Annotated in this window: 14 protein-coding genes and 1 pseudogene; 7 read left to right on the top strand and 8 right to left on the bottom strand. The window is 65.7% G+C overall.

Annotation, left to right across the window (positions count from 1 at the left end; genetic code table 11):
- Nucleotides 1-433: 433 nt before the first annotated feature.
- Together ASF63_RS15650 and ASF63_RS15645 are read right to left on the bottom strand one after the other, a co-directional pair.
- Nucleotides 434-1,348, bottom strand: a complete 915-nt coding sequence (locus tag ASF63_RS15650) for a L,D-transpeptidase (protein WP_082478246.1) — start codon at nucleotides 1,346-1,348, stop codon at nucleotides 434-436.
- Between the two features lie 55 nt (nucleotides 1,349-1,403).
- Nucleotides 1,404-1,976 carry a hypothetical protein gene (locus ASF63_RS15645; RefSeq protein ID WP_056516102.1) on the bottom strand — a complete coding sequence of 191 codons (573 nt, stop codon included), beginning with the start codon at nucleotides 1,974-1,976 and terminating at the stop codon, nucleotides 1,404-1,406.
- 301 nt (nucleotides 1,977-2,277) lie between these two features.
- Here ASF63_RS15645 and ASF63_RS15640 point away from each other — a divergent pair, with 301 nt between their 5' ends.
- Together ASF63_RS15640 and ASF63_RS15635 are read left to right on the top strand one after the other, a co-directional pair.
- The gene (locus tag ASF63_RS15640; RefSeq protein ID WP_056516100.1) at nucleotides 2,278-4,605 is read left to right on the top strand and encodes an arylsulfatase; all 2,328 of its coding nucleotides are present in this window, start codon (nucleotides 2,278-2,280) and stop codon (nucleotides 4,603-4,605) included.
- A gap of 31 nt (nucleotides 4,606-4,636) precedes the next feature.
- Nucleotides 4,637-5,515, top strand: a complete 879-nt coding sequence (locus ASF63_RS15635; protein WP_056516097.1) for a formylglycine-generating enzyme family protein — start codon at nucleotides 4,637-4,639, stop codon at nucleotides 5,513-5,515.
- A gap of 147 nt (nucleotides 5,516-5,662) precedes the next feature.
- Here ASF63_RS15635 and ASF63_RS15630 read toward each other — a convergent pair whose 3' ends face one another.
- Nucleotides 5,663-6,337: a DsbA family protein gene (locus ASF63_RS15630; protein WP_157534399.1), complete on the bottom strand. Its 675-nt coding sequence runs from the start codon at nucleotides 6,335-6,337 to the stop codon at nucleotides 5,663-5,665.
- A 1,163-nt stretch (nucleotides 6,338-7,500) separates the two neighbouring features.
- Here ASF63_RS15630 and ASF63_RS15625 point away from each other — a divergent pair.
- From ASF63_RS15625 to ASF63_RS19685, 3 genes are all read left to right on the top strand, one after another.
- Nucleotides 7,501-8,100, top strand: coding sequence for an RNA polymerase sigma factor (locus ASF63_RS15625; protein WP_082478244.1), 600 nt, complete (start codon nucleotides 7,501-7,503; stop codon nucleotides 8,098-8,100).
- A 130-nt stretch (nucleotides 8,101-8,230) separates the two neighbouring features.
- Nucleotides 8,231-9,139, top strand: a complete 909-nt coding sequence (locus ASF63_RS15620; RefSeq protein WP_056516091.1) for a hypothetical protein — start codon at nucleotides 8,231-8,233, stop codon at nucleotides 9,137-9,139.
- Between the two features lie 228 nt (nucleotides 9,140-9,367).
- Nucleotides 9,368-9,973, top strand: a complete 606-nt coding sequence (locus ASF63_RS19685; protein ID WP_414843758.1) for a DUF6578 domain-containing protein — start codon at nucleotides 9,368-9,370, stop codon at nucleotides 9,971-9,973.
- Here ASF63_RS19685 and ASF63_RS15615 read toward each other — a convergent pair.
- Nucleotides 9,893-10,114 carry an ATP-binding protein gene (locus ASF63_RS15615; protein ID WP_321163164.1) on the bottom strand — a complete coding sequence of 74 codons (222 nt, stop codon included), beginning with the start codon at nucleotides 10,112-10,114 and terminating at the stop codon, nucleotides 9,893-9,895. The genes ASF63_RS19685 and ASF63_RS15615 overlap by 81 nt on opposite strands.
- A 433-nt stretch (nucleotides 10,115-10,547) precedes the next feature.
- Here ASF63_RS15615 and ASF63_RS15610 point away from each other — a divergent pair, with 433 nt between their 5' ends.
- Entirely contained in the window at nucleotides 10,548-11,201 is a 654-nt protein-coding gene (locus ASF63_RS15610; protein WP_056516086.1) for a CPBP family intramembrane glutamic endopeptidase, read from the top strand.
- 894 nt (nucleotides 11,202-12,095) lie between these two features.
- Here ASF63_RS15610 and ASF63_RS15605 read toward each other — a convergent pair.
- The 4 genes and pseudogenes from ASF63_RS15605 to ASF63_RS15590 form a co-directional block, all read right to left on the bottom strand.
- Complete coding sequence (locus ASF63_RS15605) at nucleotides 12,096-13,967, bottom strand: glycogen debranching N-terminal domain-containing protein (RefSeq protein WP_056516082.1); 1,872 nt, start codon at nucleotides 13,965-13,967, stop codon at nucleotides 12,096-12,098.
- On the bottom strand, nucleotides 13,964-14,806 hold the full coding sequence (locus tag ASF63_RS15600; RefSeq protein WP_056516342.1) for a carbohydrate ABC transporter permease: 843 nt from the start codon (nucleotides 14,804-14,806) through the stop codon (nucleotides 13,964-13,966). The genes ASF63_RS15605 and ASF63_RS15600 overlap by 4 nt, the downstream gene beginning before the upstream one ends.
- Nucleotides 14,800-15,860 (bottom strand): annotated as a pseudogene (locus tag ASF63_RS15595) (carbohydrate ABC transporter permease). Before ASF63_RS15595 ends, ASF63_RS15600 begins: the two are co-directional and overlap by 7 nt.
- Nucleotides 15,861-15,862: 2 nt before the next feature.
- Nucleotides 15,863-17,113, bottom strand: coding sequence for an extracellular solute-binding protein (locus tag ASF63_RS15590; protein ID WP_056516079.1), 1,251 nt, complete (start codon nucleotides 17,111-17,113; stop codon nucleotides 15,863-15,865).
- Nucleotides 17,114-17,266: 153 nt separating this feature from the next.
- Here ASF63_RS15590 and ASF63_RS15585 point away from each other — a divergent pair, with 153 nt between their 5' ends.
- A complete protein-coding gene (locus tag ASF63_RS15585) occupies nucleotides 17,267-18,271 on the top strand; it encodes a LacI family DNA-binding transcriptional regulator (protein ID WP_056516076.1) in 1,005 nt (334 codons plus the stop codon).
- Nucleotides 18,272-18,304: the final 33 nt, after the last annotated feature.

Genomic DNA, 18,304 nt, shown 5'->3' with positions numbered 1-18,304 from the left:
GCGGAAGACGGCGGGATTGGCAGGCTCGGTGATGCCGCAGGGGCGGTCACGCGCCGACGGCAGTGCGTTGTTACGCTACGTCTCACAATCGTGGCGGTGTTGCCTGCTGCCCCTGCTGCCGTACCCGCGGTGGGGGGCCGCGCAGATTCGGAGGCAACTTAAGTGGACTCCGGTGGTCGTTAAGTGTTCCCGGCATGCGATCCCCCGCGGTGCGCTTTCCGCCCGTGGACTGTGGTGGCCGGAGGCGGCGCCCGGGCACTCTACGTATCGACGTGGCGGGGGCGGGAGAATACCAGCGCATGCATCAGTCCTCACGGTGACGGTGATGCTGATCCTGCACCGGGCTGTGCGCGACGTCCAGAGTTCTCATCCTCCACGCATGAGAACTCTGGACGTCGATGCGGGTGCGCGGCTTCTGACGGGCCTGCGATTGTCAGCGGACGAGGTGGACCAGTGTTCCGACGGGCAGCGAGTCGATGGTGGTGAGGGTGTCGTTGTCACCGCGAATGCATCCGTGGGAGATGGTGCCGCCAGTGATGGCGCCGAAGTGGATGCCGATCAGGCCGCCGTCAGAGCCTCGGAACGGTTCGTCAGCGGCGGTCGCGTGAAGGGACGTCAGCTGAATACGATGCGTCGTCTGACCTTGACTGGGGTCGAGATAGCGGGCTTGCAGGTACCCGACCGCTCCCGTCGGAGTCGGGGTACCGGGGGCTCCCACAGCAACAGGGAACGAGCGTATGACCCTGCCGTCGGTATCCCGGATCTCCAAGGTCTGCCGGGACGCGGATATGACAACATGTTGCCTCAACTCGTGTGACGGGGTCAGTAACACCGTCGGGACCCAGGCTGCCGTCTGCGCGGCCGCGGTGCTACCATCCGGCACCTGCGAGGGCTTGTTCTGACGCGACGGGGTGAGAACCAACGACCACTCGCCGTCGGTGGCGACCTGCACGACGGTGGACGGTTCGCCGAGGAAGTTCTCCGCCTCAAACCGGGCCACCGGCACGGTGCGGTCATCCCCGAACAACGGCGCGTCCGCGGCGAGGGTGAACGCGGCAGCGGTGTCGACCGTGGATGGCCCGCGAAGCAGCCCCGGAATCACCGCGTCGTAGCGGGCGGGGCTCAGAGCGGCGATCTCATCCGGGCTCACCGGCGGTGGGACGGGAGAGAATACTGGTTGGGCTGATCGCGCCGGTGCCGACACCGGAGATGGTGTCGGTGAGGCAAAGCCCTCGTCGTGCGACGCCCAGGGTCCCCAGAGGACGAGCGGCAAGGCGGCAACAGCCACGGTTGCGAGCGCCGCGGTGAGCGCAATGGGCGTGCGTGCACGCAGCCGGACACGGGTCATGGTGAGCCTTTCGGGTGGGGCCGGGCCGAGGAACTCTCGGGCCGGCCGGGAAGCGTCAGCCGCTGACGATGGGAAGGTTGGTCGGAGCAACCGGCGCAGCGGCGGCACCGGCAGCGGCAGTAGCACCGGGGACGACAGGCGCGGGCGGCGTGGCAGGGGTCGCCGGGTCCGCGGTGATGGTGGCACTGCCAGTGACAGTCACCCCGCTGACATCGCCCACGGCGGTGACAGTGACGGTCCCGGCGACAGAGGCGCCGCTCTCCAGCCACAGCTGGAACAGGATCCACCCGTCTTCGTCCGCCTCGGATGCCTCGACCTGGTAGGTGACGCCGGCGTATTCGGCGGTCACCTGCACCGTCTCCCCCGGCGTGAAACCGCTCGCTTCGACGAAGATGCCCTTGTCGGGGTTCTGCCAGTCGCCGGTGGTGAGCGAACCGGGGGTGATGGTCATAGTCGCCTCCGCCGCGGCCTCCGCCGCACCGGTGTCGGGCGTCTCGACGGTTTCCTCAGTGACGACTGCGGGAGGCACGGCCTCCTCAGCGTGGGCAGTCCCGGCAGCCCCGGCGACCAGTCCCGTCGCAACCAGTGCGGTCAGAGCGGTGCGGGCGAATCGGCCTCGTGTGATCACGGTGCACTCCTTTGTTGTTCGCGACGCACGGAATATGCGCGTCCCCTGCACGCTCTCGCGGCTCCACTCGACAGCCAGTGTCGTGCCCCGAGTTCCGTGTCCGATGACTAGGAGTTAAGTGCTCACACGGTCGATTTCGGGGTCGGCTCTCAATGTGGCGGTGCACCCGCAGCGCGACATCACGTCATCGCGGCCTCGTCCGGGGTCTCATCCTCCGGTGGTGACATTCCTGGTGTGCCACCGGACAGCGCTGGCAAGCTGGTGTGCACGCGGCCGCCCGGCTGCAGATGTGGAGATCTTCATGATCGGTTTTCGGCTGTCCGCCACCCCCCTGACCGGCGGGGAGAGCCTGCCGTTCACACCGACACCCAGCGGCAGCACCGCGGGAATCACCATGCAGGATTCCACGTACTCCCCCCGGCCCCGTCCTGCGCGTCTGCCCGAGGACGCCCCGAACATCGTCATCATTCTCATCGACGACGCCGGACCCGGCCTTCCGGAACCGCTCGGCGGAGAAGTGCGGACCCCGCACCTCGGTCGGATTCTCCAGGAAGGCGTGTCCTTCAACCGGTTCCACACCACCGCCATGTGCTCTCCGACCCGGGCGTCACTATTGACCGGCCGCAACCAGCATCGGGTTGGTGCCGGGCAGATCGCCGAATTCGCGAACGACTGGGACGGGTACTCCGGACGCATCCCCCGGGAGGCGGCGCCGTTGCCGGAGATTCTCCGTCACTACGGGTACGCGACCAGCGCGTTCGGGAAATGGCACAACACGCCCAGCAACGAAACCCACCCGGCCGGCCCGTACGACAACTGGCCCACCGGGCTCGGTTTCGAGTACTTCTACGGCTTCCTCGCGGGGGAAGCGTCCCAGTACGAACCGAACCTCGTTCGCAACACCACCAGTGTGCTCCCCCCTCGCACCCCCGAAGAGGGATATCACCTCTCTGAGGATCTCGCGGACGACGCCATCAGCTGGCTGCACCAGCACAAGACACTCCGCGCACACGACCCGTTCTTCATGTACTGGGCCAGCGGTGCGATCCACGGCCCCCACCACGTCGCCTCCGAATGGGCAGACAAGTACGCTGGCCAGTTCGACGACGGCTGGGACGCCTACCGGGAACGCGCGCACGCCCGAGCCATCGAACGCGGGTGGATCCCCGCGGGCACAGAACTCACCCCCCGCGACCCAGAGCTGGCCGCGTGGGAGGACATCCCTGAGGAGGAGCGTGCGTTCCAAGCCCGACTGATGGAAGTCGCTGCCGGGTTCGCCGAACACGTCGACCACCAGGTCGGCCGCATCCTCGACGAGCTTGACACGCTCGGGTACACGAACGACACGCTCGTGTTCTACATCTGGGGAGACAACGGCTCGTCCGCCGAAGGCCAGAACGGCACGATCAGCGAACTGCTCGCCCAGAACGGCATCCCCTCCACCATCGCCCAGCACATCGACACGCTGGAGGAGCTCGGCGGACTGCCGGTGCTGGGGTCCCCGAAGGTGGACAACATGTACCACGCCGGGTGGGCGTGGGCAGGCTCCACCCCTTACAAAGGGATGAAGCTGCTCGCCTCCCACCTGGGCGGCACCCGCAACCCGCTCGCGATCCGTTGGCCGTCCCGCATCGCCCCTGACGCGCGGCCCCGCACGCAGTTCCACCACTGCAACGACATCGTTCCGACGATCCTCGAAATCACCGGAATCCCCGCCCCCACCCAGGTGAACGGGGTGCCGCAGAAGTCACTGGATGGCACCAGCATGGTCTACGCCCTCGAAGACCCCCACGCGACCGGGCGTGTGCGCACCCAATACTTCGAGGTGATGGGAAGCCGGGCGATCTACCACGACGGGTGGATGGCGTGCGCGCGGGGACCGCGCCTGCCGTGGAAGCCGGGACTCCCCCCGGGGATCCACACCTGGACCCCGAATGAGGACGTGTGGGAACTGTACAACCTCGACACCGACTGGTCCCAAGCCCACGACCTCGCCGCCGAACACCCGGAGCGCCTCACCGCCCTGAAAGAGCTGTTCCTGGTCGAGTCGGCTCGCAACGACGTGCTCCCCGTCGGCGGAGGGCTGTGGATCATGGCACTGCACCCCGAAGACCGCCCCCAATCTCCGTATACCGAGTGGGAGATGTTCGACAGCACCACCCGCATCCCCGAATCCGCTGCCCCCACTCTGGGGAACCGCAGCAGCGTCGTCACGTTCGACGTCGACCTCGAGCACGACGCGTCCGGGGTGCTGTTCAAGCTCGGCCAGGCGGCGGGCGGCATGACGGTGTACATGGATGAGGGTCGGATCCACTACGAATACAACCTGTTCCTCATCTCCCGCACGCACATCAGTACGCCTCCCCTCCCCGGCGGCCCGGCGACGATCACGATCCGGTCCACACGCCGCACCTCCGCACCGGACTCGGCGATGGACATCACTATTGAGGTCAACGGGGACACGCTCACGTCAGGGACCGTACCGGTGCTCGCAAACATCGGGTTCTCCGCCAACGACGGGCTCGACATCGGACGAGCCCTGGGATCCCCGGTGTCGCTCGCGTACGCCGACCGCGCCCCCTTCCCATTCACGGGCCAGATCCGCCGCGTCCACATGGCATATGTCTGACGCTGGTACTGCACCACACCGGCGTCGCGACATGGTGACATTCCCGGCAGCTCACTTTGTGATGGGCTCCAACCGTCACTACCTAGACGAACGTCCCACGCACCTCCGGCACGTGGACGCCTTTCACCTCGACCGCACACCCGTGACGAACGCCCAGTTCGCAGCGTTCGTCACCGCGACCGGATACGTGACGGTCGCGGAACGCCCCGTTCCCGCGCACCTCACCGGCGGCGCCGAGGACCTGCCACCCGGGAGCATGGTGTTCACCCCACCGGAACGGCCTGTCGACCTGTCCGATTGGCGAGCGTGGTGGTCGTGGGTGCCGGGCGCCACCTGGTCACATCCGGAAGGCCCGGGCAGTGACCTGACCGCACGCGCCACTCACCCCGTCGTGCACGTCGCATTCGATGACGCCGCAGCGTACGCGGCATGGGTGGGCTGTCGGCTGCCCACCGAAGCGGAATACGAGTACGCCGCCGGCGGCGGCACCGGTCACGCGTTCGCCTGGGGAGACGACCCCTACCCCGCCGACGGGCCACGAGCGAACACATGGATCGGACGGTTCCCGCACGACAACCAGGGCATCGGGGGAACCAGCCCGGTGGGCAGCTACCCGGCGAACGCGGATGGCCTGTTCGACATGATCGGGAACGTGTGGGAATGGACGACCGACACCTACCGTCCTTTTCATCAGCCTCCGCACGTCGACCCGGACGGACGCCTCCCGCTCCTCACATTCGGCAACGGCAGCACTGCCGCGCCTCGCCGCGTCCTAAAGGGAGGGTCGTTCCTCTGTTCGCCGGACTACTGCCTTCGATTCCGTCCGGCCGCCCGGTCCCCGCAGACTGACGACACAGCCATGTCCCACATCGGATTCCGGTGCGCGGCGGATGCGGCACCTCACAGCTAACGCGCACGAATCCGACGGTGCGTCCGGTCCCTCGAACTCGACGTCCTCACGCTGAGCTCACCGCGACATCCGACGCACACTTCCGTCGCCCTCAACGCCGCCGGCCTCGTCGAAGATAGGGCCCGGCGGCGCTCACGGGACGCGCGCTCACGGAAGGTTTGCCAAGAAGGCGTCGACCTTCTTGAAGAGTTCAGGGATGCTCCCGCTCTCCACGCGCTTCCCGTCGAGCTCAATCGTGGGTGTGCTGCGGATGTCGTGCTCTTCCGCCTGCACGCGCACATACTCGGCGTACACGTCATCCCGGACGCAGGACATCGCACTCTCCGCGCCCACGGCTCTCGCATAGTCGGCGAGTTGGTCGCTCGTCAGTCCTGCCGTATTCTCCGCAGGCTGGTTCAGGAACAGCAGGCCGATGAAATCAAGTACCAGGTCGGGATCGTCCTCCGCGACGCAATACACGGCACTGGCGGCGCGGGAGGAGTACTCCGTCCCTTGCGAAAACCGGTCAAGCGCCGAGATGGGGTGCACGTTCCACGTAACCTTGTCGCCGTCGCTCAGCGAATCGAGGCGCTCCGAGAAAGACTGCTCGAACGCGTTACAGGCCGGGCACATGAAATCGACGTACGTATCGACCGTGTGCGCGCCATTTCCGTAGCTGATCGCGCCCGTCTCTACATCGACACGGGTTCCGCTCGGGACCGCGTCAACGGTTGCAGCCTCATTGTTGAGGTGCACGACAACCGCACCCAGAACGAGCAGGATCAACGCGACGACCGTGGAGACCCCGACAACGAACCAATTGGTCTTCCGCGCGCCGATCACACTAAACACCCCTCAGGAGAACGCGCACAGGCGAATACTTGCTGCGCGACAGGTCCGAACATGAGATCCCAGGTTCACACGGCCCACACGAGACCTCACGCACCCGTCCATCAAGCGCAGGGTGAACGCGCTGTTCTGCAGTGCACAAGAGAGCCTGCTACGTAGGTCTCTGCCGTCCATTACGAGTCGCGATAGAGCGCTCTAGTGTGGACGTTGCGGGTGAGAGCCGTCACGCGCCGTTCCCGGCCGGCGGGGACAGCCGCATGGCTTCCGGCGATCGCATTCACCGATGCAGTGGCACGGAGGACCAGATGCTTACGTGCACGCGCGTGCGCGGCGCACGGGCTGCGAGTACAGGCTGGCAGTCCTCGACCCGCCGCCCGGTGCGCGTCCGCTCCCAGGGGTCTCCCCCAGAAGCGGGCTCGGTCCGCCTACCTCACCTGTGACCCGCTGTATCCGCGCGCTCCGACTCTGGCTTTCACCGTCACGAGACACCGCCGCGCAGGCCAATGATCCGGAATTCCACCTTCTCTGGCACTGCACCACGGTGATGCCGGCACGCAAAGTATCCGCCGCTGGGTCATCGGTCGTGTCGAACGCTCATTGTTAGTAGCGACCCGCCTTAGTTTCGGCCTGCGCACGCCGCAGGGCCCGCTGTGGTCGGCGCAGTAGACAAGCGAGTGATGAGGGTGCCCAGCACCGCGCGAGCCGCCGCGACGGGTTCATCGTGATCGATGGCATTCCCGTCGATGAGTCGGACTACCTCAACCTCAGGGACGGAACTGCGGATGCGTCGCACTCGTCGTTCGACGTGGTCGCGCCTACTGGGATGGCGTGGGCGGGGGCGAGAACCGCGTCCATCCACCTGTCTCCGCCGCCATCAAGACTTACCGGGCGGCGGCTTCGTTCCCCAAGGCAACCTCGTCGGAAACGTGCTCCTGCGGCGGCGGCCACCTGCCTGGTCGGTTCCGATCGATCGCCACTCTGCCGCGTTCGCGAATGTCGCGCCCGGGCGCCGCTACGAAACGACAAGCGGTCGATTCGCCAGGCCGCGGGAGCGGCGCTGCCCCGCTGTGCGGCGGCAGCAGCGCGGCCCTCCACGCGGCGACCGCGGCGGGTGAACTTTCTTGGAAGTGTTTTGAGCGAACGGGGCAATACCTAGTATGAAGACCGATAGTGAAGTGATCCGCGAGTCACTCAAACAGCCCGAGCGGTTCTCGGAGATTTTCGAACGACACGGCCCCAGCGTCGGCTCGTTCGTGGCTTCCCGCCTCGGCATCCACGGGGCAGATGACGCTCTCAGCGAGACGTTCCTCTCTGCATTCCGACACCGGGCGAAGTTCCGTCTTGAATCCGCATCGGCGCGCCCGTGGTTGATGGGAATCGCGGTGAGAGTGATGCGCCGGCATCGCTCGAAAGAGGCCGCTTTTTGGCGGGCATCCGCGCAGGCTGTGCACGCGGGGCAAGTGGTGGCAGACGACGCGGCTCAGGACGTGTCGAACCGTCTCGATGCGGCTGCAGCCGTGCGAGAAATCAGCCCATTGATCGCGGCGCTATCGCCGCGAGACCGCGATGTTCTTTTCCTGTACGCGTGGGGCGAGTTGACCTATCAGCAGATTGCGGACGCGCTGCGAATGCCTGTGGGGACGGTGGCATCCCGCCTCAACCGCATTCGTCTGCGCCTTGCCAGCCCTCCCATCTCCGCTCGCCCCGACCCTACTGACCGCCACATCGAAAGGACCACAGCCAATGGACTCGCTTGACCAGGTGCGCGCTCTCCGCACCAACGGGACCGTCGATCTCTCCGCTAGCCGAGCGACACTCAACGCTGCAATCGCTTCGCACGGGCACCGCCGGACGGCGCGTCTGCGAGGAGTTGTCCTCGCAGGCGCAGTGATCGTCACGGCAGGGGTCGTCGCCGCGAATATCGGCGGCGTCACCGACCCGAGCTCCGTCCCCACCGCGAACGCAGCGTCCGTGCTGCTCAATGACGCGGCGCAGTTGCAGCTGACGACGTCTGACCCTCAGGTCGGGCCCGAGCAGTATCTGCGCACCACCATTGCGATGTCTAACATCAGCAAGGTGCACGAAGGCTGGGAGAATTCGAGCGACCCTTTCAACGAACACGACGGCCAGATTCTGGCGGCAGTGCGCACGGAATCAGTCTCGACGCAGTACGAGCGGGAAGGCGCTCCCCTGATCACTGAGGAACTGTACTTCCATGGCGTCGAGGTCCTTGGAGACGCCGCAACGGCGCAAGCCGCGTGGGACGGTTACTACGGAGACACGAACGTGCCACCCATCGGTACGGCACCCGAACCAATCGTCTGGGAGGTTCCCAGCAGCCCGTACTTGTTGGGCACCTACCCGACCAACCCGCAACAGTATCTCGATGAGCACCTCGCTGCCGCCAAGGAGATGGAGGAAGTGCTCCCCGAAGAGCTGCGCCAGCCGCCGGAGCGGAGCATGTGGGTTGCTATGGGGGACGAGTCATTCCATTCTGCGCCAGCCGCCTACCGCGCCACGCACCTGAAGGCGCTCGCGCTTCTTCCCGGCATCACGATCACCCATGAGGACGACGCTCGAGCGGTCCTGGAATGCGCCACTTCGCGCGGTGATCTCTATCGCGTCACGCTGGACACCCATTCCGGACGCGTCCTGAAGGTTGAGGAGCGCTTCTCGGAGCGCGCGAACCCTGATGGCAGCACGCCGCCCTTCCTGGAAGGCAAATTCGACATCTCGCACACGATCACGCAGGACGTCGTCGATGCGGCACCTCAGGTGACCGAGCCAGAAGGGTAACTCCGGGAGACCGACAACGATCATGCGGCACCCATCCGGCCACGACCCGATGGGTGCCGCACCGCTTCTCGGACGCTCGCCCCGTCGGACCTTCGGGAGGGCTTGGCGCTCACCGGAAGCGACCAACATGGAGCGTCGTGGCGGTCGCCGTCGCAACGACAGCCATGGTTGCTGGGTACGATCTCGTGGCCGCGAGACGACGTCGTACCCCGTGTGAGGACAGTGTCGATGTCGGGTGAACACTGCCGCTGGCGCCGAACGAAAGTTGACCCTGGTGGACGGTTGGTCGTGACTGGTGTGGCCGGGGTGATGCCGCGCGTAGCCTTGTCTCGTATTGGTTCAAAGGGAGGGCCGGCGGGAGTGCTTGAGCGGGTTGTGGTCAGCGGGTGGTCCGTTGAGTGTTGTGGCGACCCGTTCCAGATCGGTGGAGCGGTCACCTGGGAGACGACAGAGCTGCTTCCCGAGCAACAGGCGCTCTACTCTGAGTTTGGTGCGCCGGTCACCCGCGGGAAGGAACACCATGGCGAGGCGACCGGGTCGATCCCTGGGGTGGTTCGCAAGATCTACGCGGTGCGCTGGCGATATGAAGAGCGGGATGAACGGGTTGGGAACTGTGCGCCGTGTAGTCACGCCGATCGCTCGTACCGGGACAACGACCGAGCTGCCATCTGTTTTCAGCGCTGGCGACGTGAGTGCATTTCTCGTCGATGTCGAGACCTACCCGTAGTCCCTGGGCTGCGCGGCGCAAGCACGTCACCCGCTGGGCGTGCGGTTGTATTTGGCGAGGAGCTCACCGCGTTGGCAGGCATGGTAAGAGTCCCCGGTGAGGGTTAGGCCCTGAGCATGGTACACAACCTGGTCGATCATCGCCGCAGCGACGGCATCGTCGCCGGAGAATGTCTCACCCCATCGGCCGAAGGGCAGGCCGCTAGCGACCATGATGGAGCCCGTGCTCGCAGTGCGCGAGTTGCACAGTGCCGGCTCGAATCGGGGGGGGGAACGCGGTCCGGATACGGATCAACGCTTTAGCGGGCTCCCGCTCGTTGAGCTGCGGTCAGGACGAGCGCGACGGGGACTCGTGTCTGTCAACAGTCGGCGTCAGGCTGGTCGCGCGCCCTTCCTTTCGATCGAAGGCGACGACCGTCGGGCCTTGAGTCTCCCCAATCCGCATCTACCCGCGGGCTCCGTTCAGCACCGCCTGCTCCCAAAATGGATGATGTCCGTGCACACACTTACGTGGTGCCGTGCGGATACTGCTCGCGCGCACTCGACCTACCGCAAGTGAGACGGCTCGCATTCGCTTTAGTAAGCGGTCACTTAGCGTCGGGTTATGACGGAAGCTTCCGCTCTTGCCCCCGTTCTCCGATCCCCACACACGTCCAATCGTCGACGTGCTGTCCTTCGGTGGGTGTTCCTCGCGTTCTACGCGAGCATGGTGATCCTGTCCCATTCAGGGGCTTTCCATTCAGGGGCTTTCTCCGGACTGGCCCCGCTGGCGTCGGGGACGCTGAATGTCGTGGTGTATGGCGTGCAGGCCGCCGCCGCGGTGTGGCTGTTCGGTGGCGTGTTCCGTCACGGATGGTCAATGACTCGGAGGAGCCCCTGGAAGACCGCGGGGCTGATTGTGTTCGGTCTCCTCTCCGCGATCGTTGCGACGGTACTCGTCGGATCGATCATCGGCGCTCTCACCGGCCCGGTCACGAGCGGCAACCAGCAAGCAATCGACTCCCTGTTCTCCGCGGTGGTGAGCTCGTGGCCGGCGCTCGTCTTGTTCGGTCTGACTACGGCGGTCATCGGTCCGTTTGTGGAAGAGGTCGTCTTTCGCGAGGTGTTGATCCGACGCATGAGACACAGGATCCCGACATTCCTCGCCCTCGTTCTGTCGTCTCTCCTCTTTGGTGCCCTGCATCTGACGCAGTGGAGCGAGTGGCCTTTGCTGTTCAGCTACGCCGCGATGGGCCTTGTCCTCGGATCGTTCTACCTGTGGTCGAGGTGCAACTTCTTCGTTCCCTTCTCCATCCACCTCTTGTGGAACGGATCGCTCCTGCTCCTCGCTGGCTAGCCTCTATACCCCACACCTGTATAGCTGCGCGCAGGACGGCACGGCAGGGGGAAGTCGACGGAGCCGCGGGATCCGGCTCGGAACTGCTGCTGATGGCGTGGCGCCCTTGGCCACCACGTCATCAGGCTCTTGGTTACGCGCTGAGTCCCACGCGGGGAGACGACCGTCCCGACCCAGCCAGTCGATCTCACACCTACTGGCGCCAGATTCATACTCAGGTCACACACTTCTCCCCTGAGGGAGGGATGCACGTGTCGCACCAACGGTGGCGTCGCCTACTTAGCTGACACGAACGGCTCGCTTACTCTCGACCGCGATGCAAGGTGCGGCCGCGATCCCAGACCAGATGAGTTCGGCTACAGGGACTTGTGAGACGCATGTTCCAGGGGGATGATCGGTGTAGGACTCGGGGGGAGTTCTCGTGCCGGGGCCCCTGGGGTATGGCGTTCGGCAGGTCGGTGGCTCCCCTCGTTCCGAACCCTCCCCCACATACGGCGGGGGCAGCCACTTACTCCCAGCGGATGGTGTTGACCGATGCGGTTGTGAGGGGGACCATGGGTCTACCTGCACCCGTGTGTGCACGCACGGATTTCGAGTGCAGGCTGGCGGTCCTTGACCCGCCGGCGGGTGGGCGTCCTGGAGTACGGTCTCCCCCAGAAACAGGCAGTGTCCACCCGCCCCTGATCTTTGTGGCCGACGACCCCGGTGGATGGCGCGGCGGAAGTTTCAGGGGCACTCAAGGGTGTGGTGGGCCAGTTGGGCTGCTGCCCTTCACATCAACGAGAGCAGGTCGCGAAGATTGGCACGCCCGACGTTGCGGTCAACGCCTCGCCGAGTCCGAGAACCGCGGAGGCCAGCGTGACACGCAGGACGCACCGCCTGTGCGCCTCGATGTCAGATCTGCAGCGCCCGAGCGCAGACCACTGCTGCCGCGGCTGCCCAGGCTTGCGGGCGGCAGGCCGCGGGGTAAGGCACGGGGTTCCCGCCACTGATGCGGGTATCGCCCGCGTGGAGTTCCGGTACCCGGTAGTTGAAGCCCTCTGCCGCGTCGAGCAGTTGCGATGCGATGTGGCGGGCTTCGTCGACGAGTCCCGCCTTGAGCATCCCGTGGATGGCGATTGCGGTGTCGTGAGTCCAGACGCTGCCGCCGTGGTAGCTCAGCGGCCAATACCCGGTCGCCTGCGTGGACAGGGTTCTGATGCCGTATCCGCTCGAGAGCGTTGGGGCGGCGAGGAGCGTTGCACAGGCGCGTTCTTCGTCCGGGTCGAGGAGGCCCGTACCAATGAGGTGGCCGATGTTACTCGTGAGCGAATCAACGGGCGCTCCCTGCGCGTCGAGCGCCACGGCGGGGTAATGGCCTTCGTCGGTCGAGATCCAGAACGCGGCGCGGAAGCGCGCGCGCAGACTATCGGCCCAGTTCCTCAGCCTCTCCCCTCCCGGTTCGCCGAGCTCGTCGAGAAGCGCGGCACCGCGGACCGCGGCTTCGTGGGCGTACGCCTGCACTTCGCTGAGAGCGATGGGCCCCTCGGCGAGCCGGCCATCTCGCCATTGGATGGAGTCGCCCGAGTCTTTCCACCCTTGGTTTGCGAGTCCGTGCCCAGTCTCGTCGACGTAGTCGATGAAGCCGCTTCCCGACGCGTCACCATGGACGATCATCCATTCGAGCGCGGAGTTCAACGCCGGGAGGAGCTCCCGGACCTCGCTGAGCGGCATGCCTGCCTCGCGGGCGTCGGCGAGCAGACAGACCCACAACGGTGTGGCGTCGACCGTGCCGTAGTAGAGCGGCGGGAGATGCACGCCCTCCTTCGGAAGCGACAAGGCACCGCTGCGCAGCTCGTGCAGGATCTTGCCTGGCGCCTCCGCGGTCGCAACGTTGGTCGCTTTCCCTTGCAGGCGCGCAAGGACACGAAGCGTGGATCCTGCCATCGCTGGGTCCGCGGCGAGGGCCAGCCGAGCGGCCCAAATCGAGTCGCGGCCAAAGAGGGTGAAGAACCACGGGGCTCCGGCCGCGTAGAACGCGTCCTCTGCGTGCTCAGGCAACGCGAGGCGCAGGGCCGCAAGGTCGGCGGTCGCGCGCTGCGTCCACTGCGCGAGACGCGGGTCGGTTGTGGCGGACGGCACGGCCGTCGTCGAAGGCTGCGCCGCGGTGACCACCATCGACGAGTCGTGAAGATCGACGGCCCAGTCCACCTCGACTGTGCCGCGCGGGGGAACCTCGACGTCCCAACGCACAACGAGTCCGTCCACATCTGAGGTCACGGTCGCGGCCGCAGCCGTGAGTGTAAACGATGCGGTCGCGCTGCGCAGAACGTGACCGTCCCAGTGCCAGTCCGCGGTTGATGGGGATCCGGATTTGACAGCCTGCATCTCCGCGAAATCGGGGCGGAGTCGCACCGCGAGAGAGGCGGGCACGGGCCGATCAAGGTGCGTGCTCAGACGCACCCGCTCCGCGAAGCGTCCCGCGGTGGCGGTGCGCTCTCGGTCAAGGCGCACCTGCGGATCGGCGGAGTCGTCATCGATCCCGCGGAGAACGTCGGTGAAGTTCGCACGCTGGGGCGTCGGCGATGAGTATCCGATCGATTCGAGCTCTGTCCCGTCGATCGAGAGGTCGACGGCTCGGATGTGGCGGAGGTCACCGTGATAGATGCCGTGGATCGGGGCCGTGCCGATCCGGCCGGTGTCGTCTGACCACACCTGGGTCGGTGCCTGGAGCACGATCACGGCGTCGTCCAGCAGCGGTTGCAGAGTGGCGGGGGTGGGGGTCATTCTTTAACGGCTCCTTCTGTGGAATTCATGATGCGTCGCTGGAAGATGAAGAACATCACGGCGACGGGGATCGTCATGATGAGAGCGGCGGCGAGTTTAAGCGGATACTGCGTCCCTTGGCTGAGCTGGCCGCTCGCGAGGGACGCGACGCCCTTCGTCAGGGTCGTCAGTGCCGGATCGTTGGTGGACACGATGAAGTGGCTGAGTTCGTTCCATGACCCCTGAAACGAGAGGATCACGATCGTGATCAGCGCGGGGGTCGCCATCGGCAACACAACGGACCAGAAGATACGGAACGTACCCGCGCCGTCGATGCGGGCCTGCTCCTCGACAGACACCGGGATCGACTCGAAGAAGTTCTTCATGATGAAGACCCCCGCGGCGTCCACGAGCAGCGGCAGGATCATGCCGGCATACGAATTGAACATCCCGAGCTGATTGATGACGAGGAACTTGGGAATCAGCAGAACGACGGCCGGCACCGACATAACCGTGATCAGCGCAGCGAAGACCACGTTCCGTCCCCGGAAGTGCAGGCGGGCGAGCGCGTAGCCGGCGAGCGAATTGAAGAAGACCCGCCCGGCGGTCACGAAGATCGTCACGATCGCGCTGTTGACGAACCAGGAGGGGAAGTCGCTGCGCGCGAACAGCCGTTCGTAAGCGGCAAACGTCCACACTTCGGGAATCAGGGAGATGCCGCTGGGTGCGGCTTCTTCGTCAGTCTTGAAGCTCGTCGCGACCTGCACGAGGAACGGGTAGATGTAGACGATGGCGAGACCGATCAGCACGGTGTACAGCAGGATCTGCCAGGTCAATTGCTTACGTGAGAGTCTCACGATGCACCTCCTTTCGTCGTCATCTCGTACGCGCGGATCCGACGCCGTGACACGGGGCGGTCGCGGAGCACCCAGCGCTGCAGCAGCGTGAACACGACGATGATCACGAACAGGATGAACGCGATGGCCGCTCCCTGACCCCATTCCTGGTTGGTGAACGCGGTCTGATACGACAGGTAGGCGGGCGTGAGCGTGGTCTTACTCGGGGCGCCACGGGTACCGGTGTAGATCTGGTCGAAGACCTGCCACGACCCGATGAGCCCCAGCGTCAGCACGGTGAACAGTGTGGGGCGCAGTTGCGGCAGCGTGACCCGCCAGAAGCGCTGCCATCCGTCGCGCCGTCCATCATGGCCGCCTCGTCGACGTCTGCACCGAGGTTCTGCAACCCCGCCAGGAACAGCAGCATGAAGGTGCCCGAGGTCGTGAACACGGCCATCAAGATGTACGCGGTCATGGCGATCGATGGTCCGGCGAGCCAGTCCCACCACGAGACACCGAGCAGGGTGCCCTGTGCGAGGGCGGCGGGTCCGGAATCGACTCCGACTGCGTCGAGAACGAGGTGCAGGATGCCCCGCGGATCGTTGAACCAGTTCGGTCCGTTGATCCCGAACCACGCCAGCACCCCGTTGACCGCGCCGCTCGCCGAAAAGAGGTACAGCCACAGCACGGTGATCGCGACGGAGCTGGTCACCGAGGGGAAATAGTAGGCGGTGCGGAAGAACCCGCGCCCGCGCAGCACCGCCCGGTTGACGAGGATGGCAAGGAACAGTGCGAGCGCGGTCTGCAGGGGCACGACGAGCAGCACGTACCACGCATTGTTGCGCAGCGCGGTGCCGAAATCCTTCGTCGCCAGCCCGCCATCTGTGAGCACGGCCGAGAAGTTGTCGGCACCGACGAACGACACGGAACCGGAGAGGGGGCTTCCGCGTCCTCCCCAGTCTGACACGCTCACCCAGAGGGCCATCAGCACCGGGACGAAGAGGAAGACGCCGAGGATCGCGATCACGGGGGCGGTGAACAGCCACCCGGCGGCGGCGTCACCCTGCTTCGTGGTCATCGCTAGTCGACGATCGACTCGAGGTTCGACTGCACGGAGTCGAGGATGTCAGCGGGTTCCGTGGTCTTCAGCGACTCGAGCTGCGCGTTGAAGTCGGCGATCACATCGGCGGCGCCGTCCTCGTTCGGGGGGAACTGGGCGTACTCAGCTCCGGCGAGGAACGGGGCGAGCGCGGCGTTGTCGGCGGTCCAGGCGTCGGCTGCGGACTTGATCGACGGCATCGGGCCGAACGCCTTCGAAAACGCGAGCTGGCTGTCAGCACTCGTCAGATACTCGACGAGATCGAGTGCCGCCTGCTGGTTGGGGCTATCGGCGGCCATGCCCCAGCAGTTCGTGAACTGCAGTGTTCCCGGCCCTGCGGGCCCGGCGGGCAGCTCGGCGACGGTGTACTCGAGCGAGCTGAAGTCGTTCGCCAGGGCACCGGTGATCCAGTTGCCCTCGATCACCATCGCCGCAGCCCCCTTGCCGAGAGCTTCTCCGCCCCATCCGGCGCCGACGTCTTTCGCGTACGCGAATGATCCGTCCGCAAGGTGGGACTTGACATAGTCGAGGGCCTCAGCGTTCGCGTCATCGGCAGCGATCACCTGCCCGTCTTCGACAAGGCCGCCGCCTGCCTGTGCCATGAAGGCGCCGATGCGCTGGAACTCGGCACCGAAGGCGAGACCGACGTGATCCGCGGTGGTCAGTGTCTTCGCCGCAGCGGCAAGCTCCTCCCAGCCCTGGGGGATGTCGGCATCGGTGAGCCCCGCTTCCGTCCACATCTGTGTGTTGATCACAAGCGCGAGAGTCGAGAAGTCTTTGGGCGCACAGTAGAATTCGCCGTCAATGGTGAAGTTCTCCACGAGAGACGGATAGAAGTCGTCCTTGTTGCTCAGCTGATCCCCGTACGCCTGCAGGGATCCGTTCGACGCATAACCGGCGATCTGATCGGTTGAGAGGTAGAACAGGTCGGCGGGCGCACCCGCCGCGAATCCCTGCGAGAGCTCTTGCGACAGGTTGCTGGCGACCTGCAACGAGACCTTCGTTCCCGATTCCGCCGACCACGCGTCGAGCGCTTCCTGGACCGCGACGGTCTCGGCATCCCCAGAGGATCCGATGAGGACCGTGAGGCCGTCGTCAGAAGACGTCAGCGCAGACGAGTCGGACGGCTCCTCGTCACCGGTGAAGCCCGATCCGCACCCAGTGAGTACGAGTGCGGTGGTCAGGAGCACCACCCCGGTGCCGAGGACGGTGCGTGTGATGTGCCGAGTCATGGTCTCTCTCCTTTGATGAGTCATTGCGGGGCCAGTCGAAAGGCGGATGGGATGTCCGAACCAGAAATTTGAACGATCAAACGCCGTGTGCAATACGCTAGAGGCGTCAGCGCGAACGTGTCAAGCGCGCGGCCCACGAGACGAGGAGCAGCGATGGCGAAGGCGCCCACGGTCGAAGACGTCGCAGCGCACGCCGGCGTCTCCCGTCAGACAGTGTCCAACGTTCTCAACTCGCCCGATATCGTGCGCCCCGCGACGAAACAGCGAGTACTCGACGCGATTGACACGCTTGGATACCGCCGTCATGCCGCAGCTCGGCGCCTCCGCCTGCGCCGGAGTTCGACGATCGGCGTGCGCCTCGACCCGTATGTGGGTGGCATCTCCGGCGTCGTGCTCGACCGTTTTGTCCATGCGATCACCGATCGCGCGAGCGAACGAGGAATGCGCATCCTCGTTTATGCCGCTCGCACGACACAGGACGAACTCACCCGACTCTCAGAGCTCTGGGAGGGGTCGGAGATCGATGCGGCGATCATCTCCGGAACGTTTCGCGACGATCCCCGCGTCGACCATCTCGACGCCGAGGGACTTCCCTTCATCTCCTTCGGCAGGCCGTGGGGTGACGATGACATGGTCGCGCCCCGGCACTCGTGGGTCGACGTCGATGGTGCGGCAGGAACACGTTCCGCGACCGAACACGCGCTCCATTTCGGCGACAACGTGGCCTTCTTCGGCTGGCCGCCCGGCTCCGGCACGGGGGATGATCGAGAGCGCGGCTGGCGTGACGCGCTCCGTTCCGCCGGCGCGCGCGGCGAACGTGTGATCGCCGAAGACTCGGTCCCCCACGCCCGCGCGCGGTTTGCGGCAGCGCTGGAGGCCGGGCTCACAGCCGACGCGCTCGTCTGCGCGAGCGACTCGCTGGCGGTCGGCGCGCTCCTCGCCTGCGGGGATGCACGCCGCCAACTCCCCGTCACAGGATTCGACAACACGCCGACCGCTGAAGCCCTCGGGTTCTCGAGCGTCGAACAGCGGCCCGAAGAAGTCGCGAACGCGGTTCTCGAACTGCTGATGGGCCCGACGGGTGATGTCGTAACCCAAAGCTGCGTGGGATCCGGGGCCGCCCATGCCCTCATTGTCCCCGAGCTGGTCGTGCGCTAAGCGCCCAGGCTCCCCCAGCGGTGGTCGCCAGGC

The sequence above is a fragment of the Microbacterium sp. Leaf320 genome (assembly GCF_001423485.1).
Taxonomy (GTDB): Bacteria; Actinomycetota; Actinomycetes; order Actinomycetales; family Microbacteriaceae; genus Microbacterium.
Note: the sequence above shows the minus strand (reverse complement) of the source record. Positions and strands in the feature narration are given on the sequence as shown.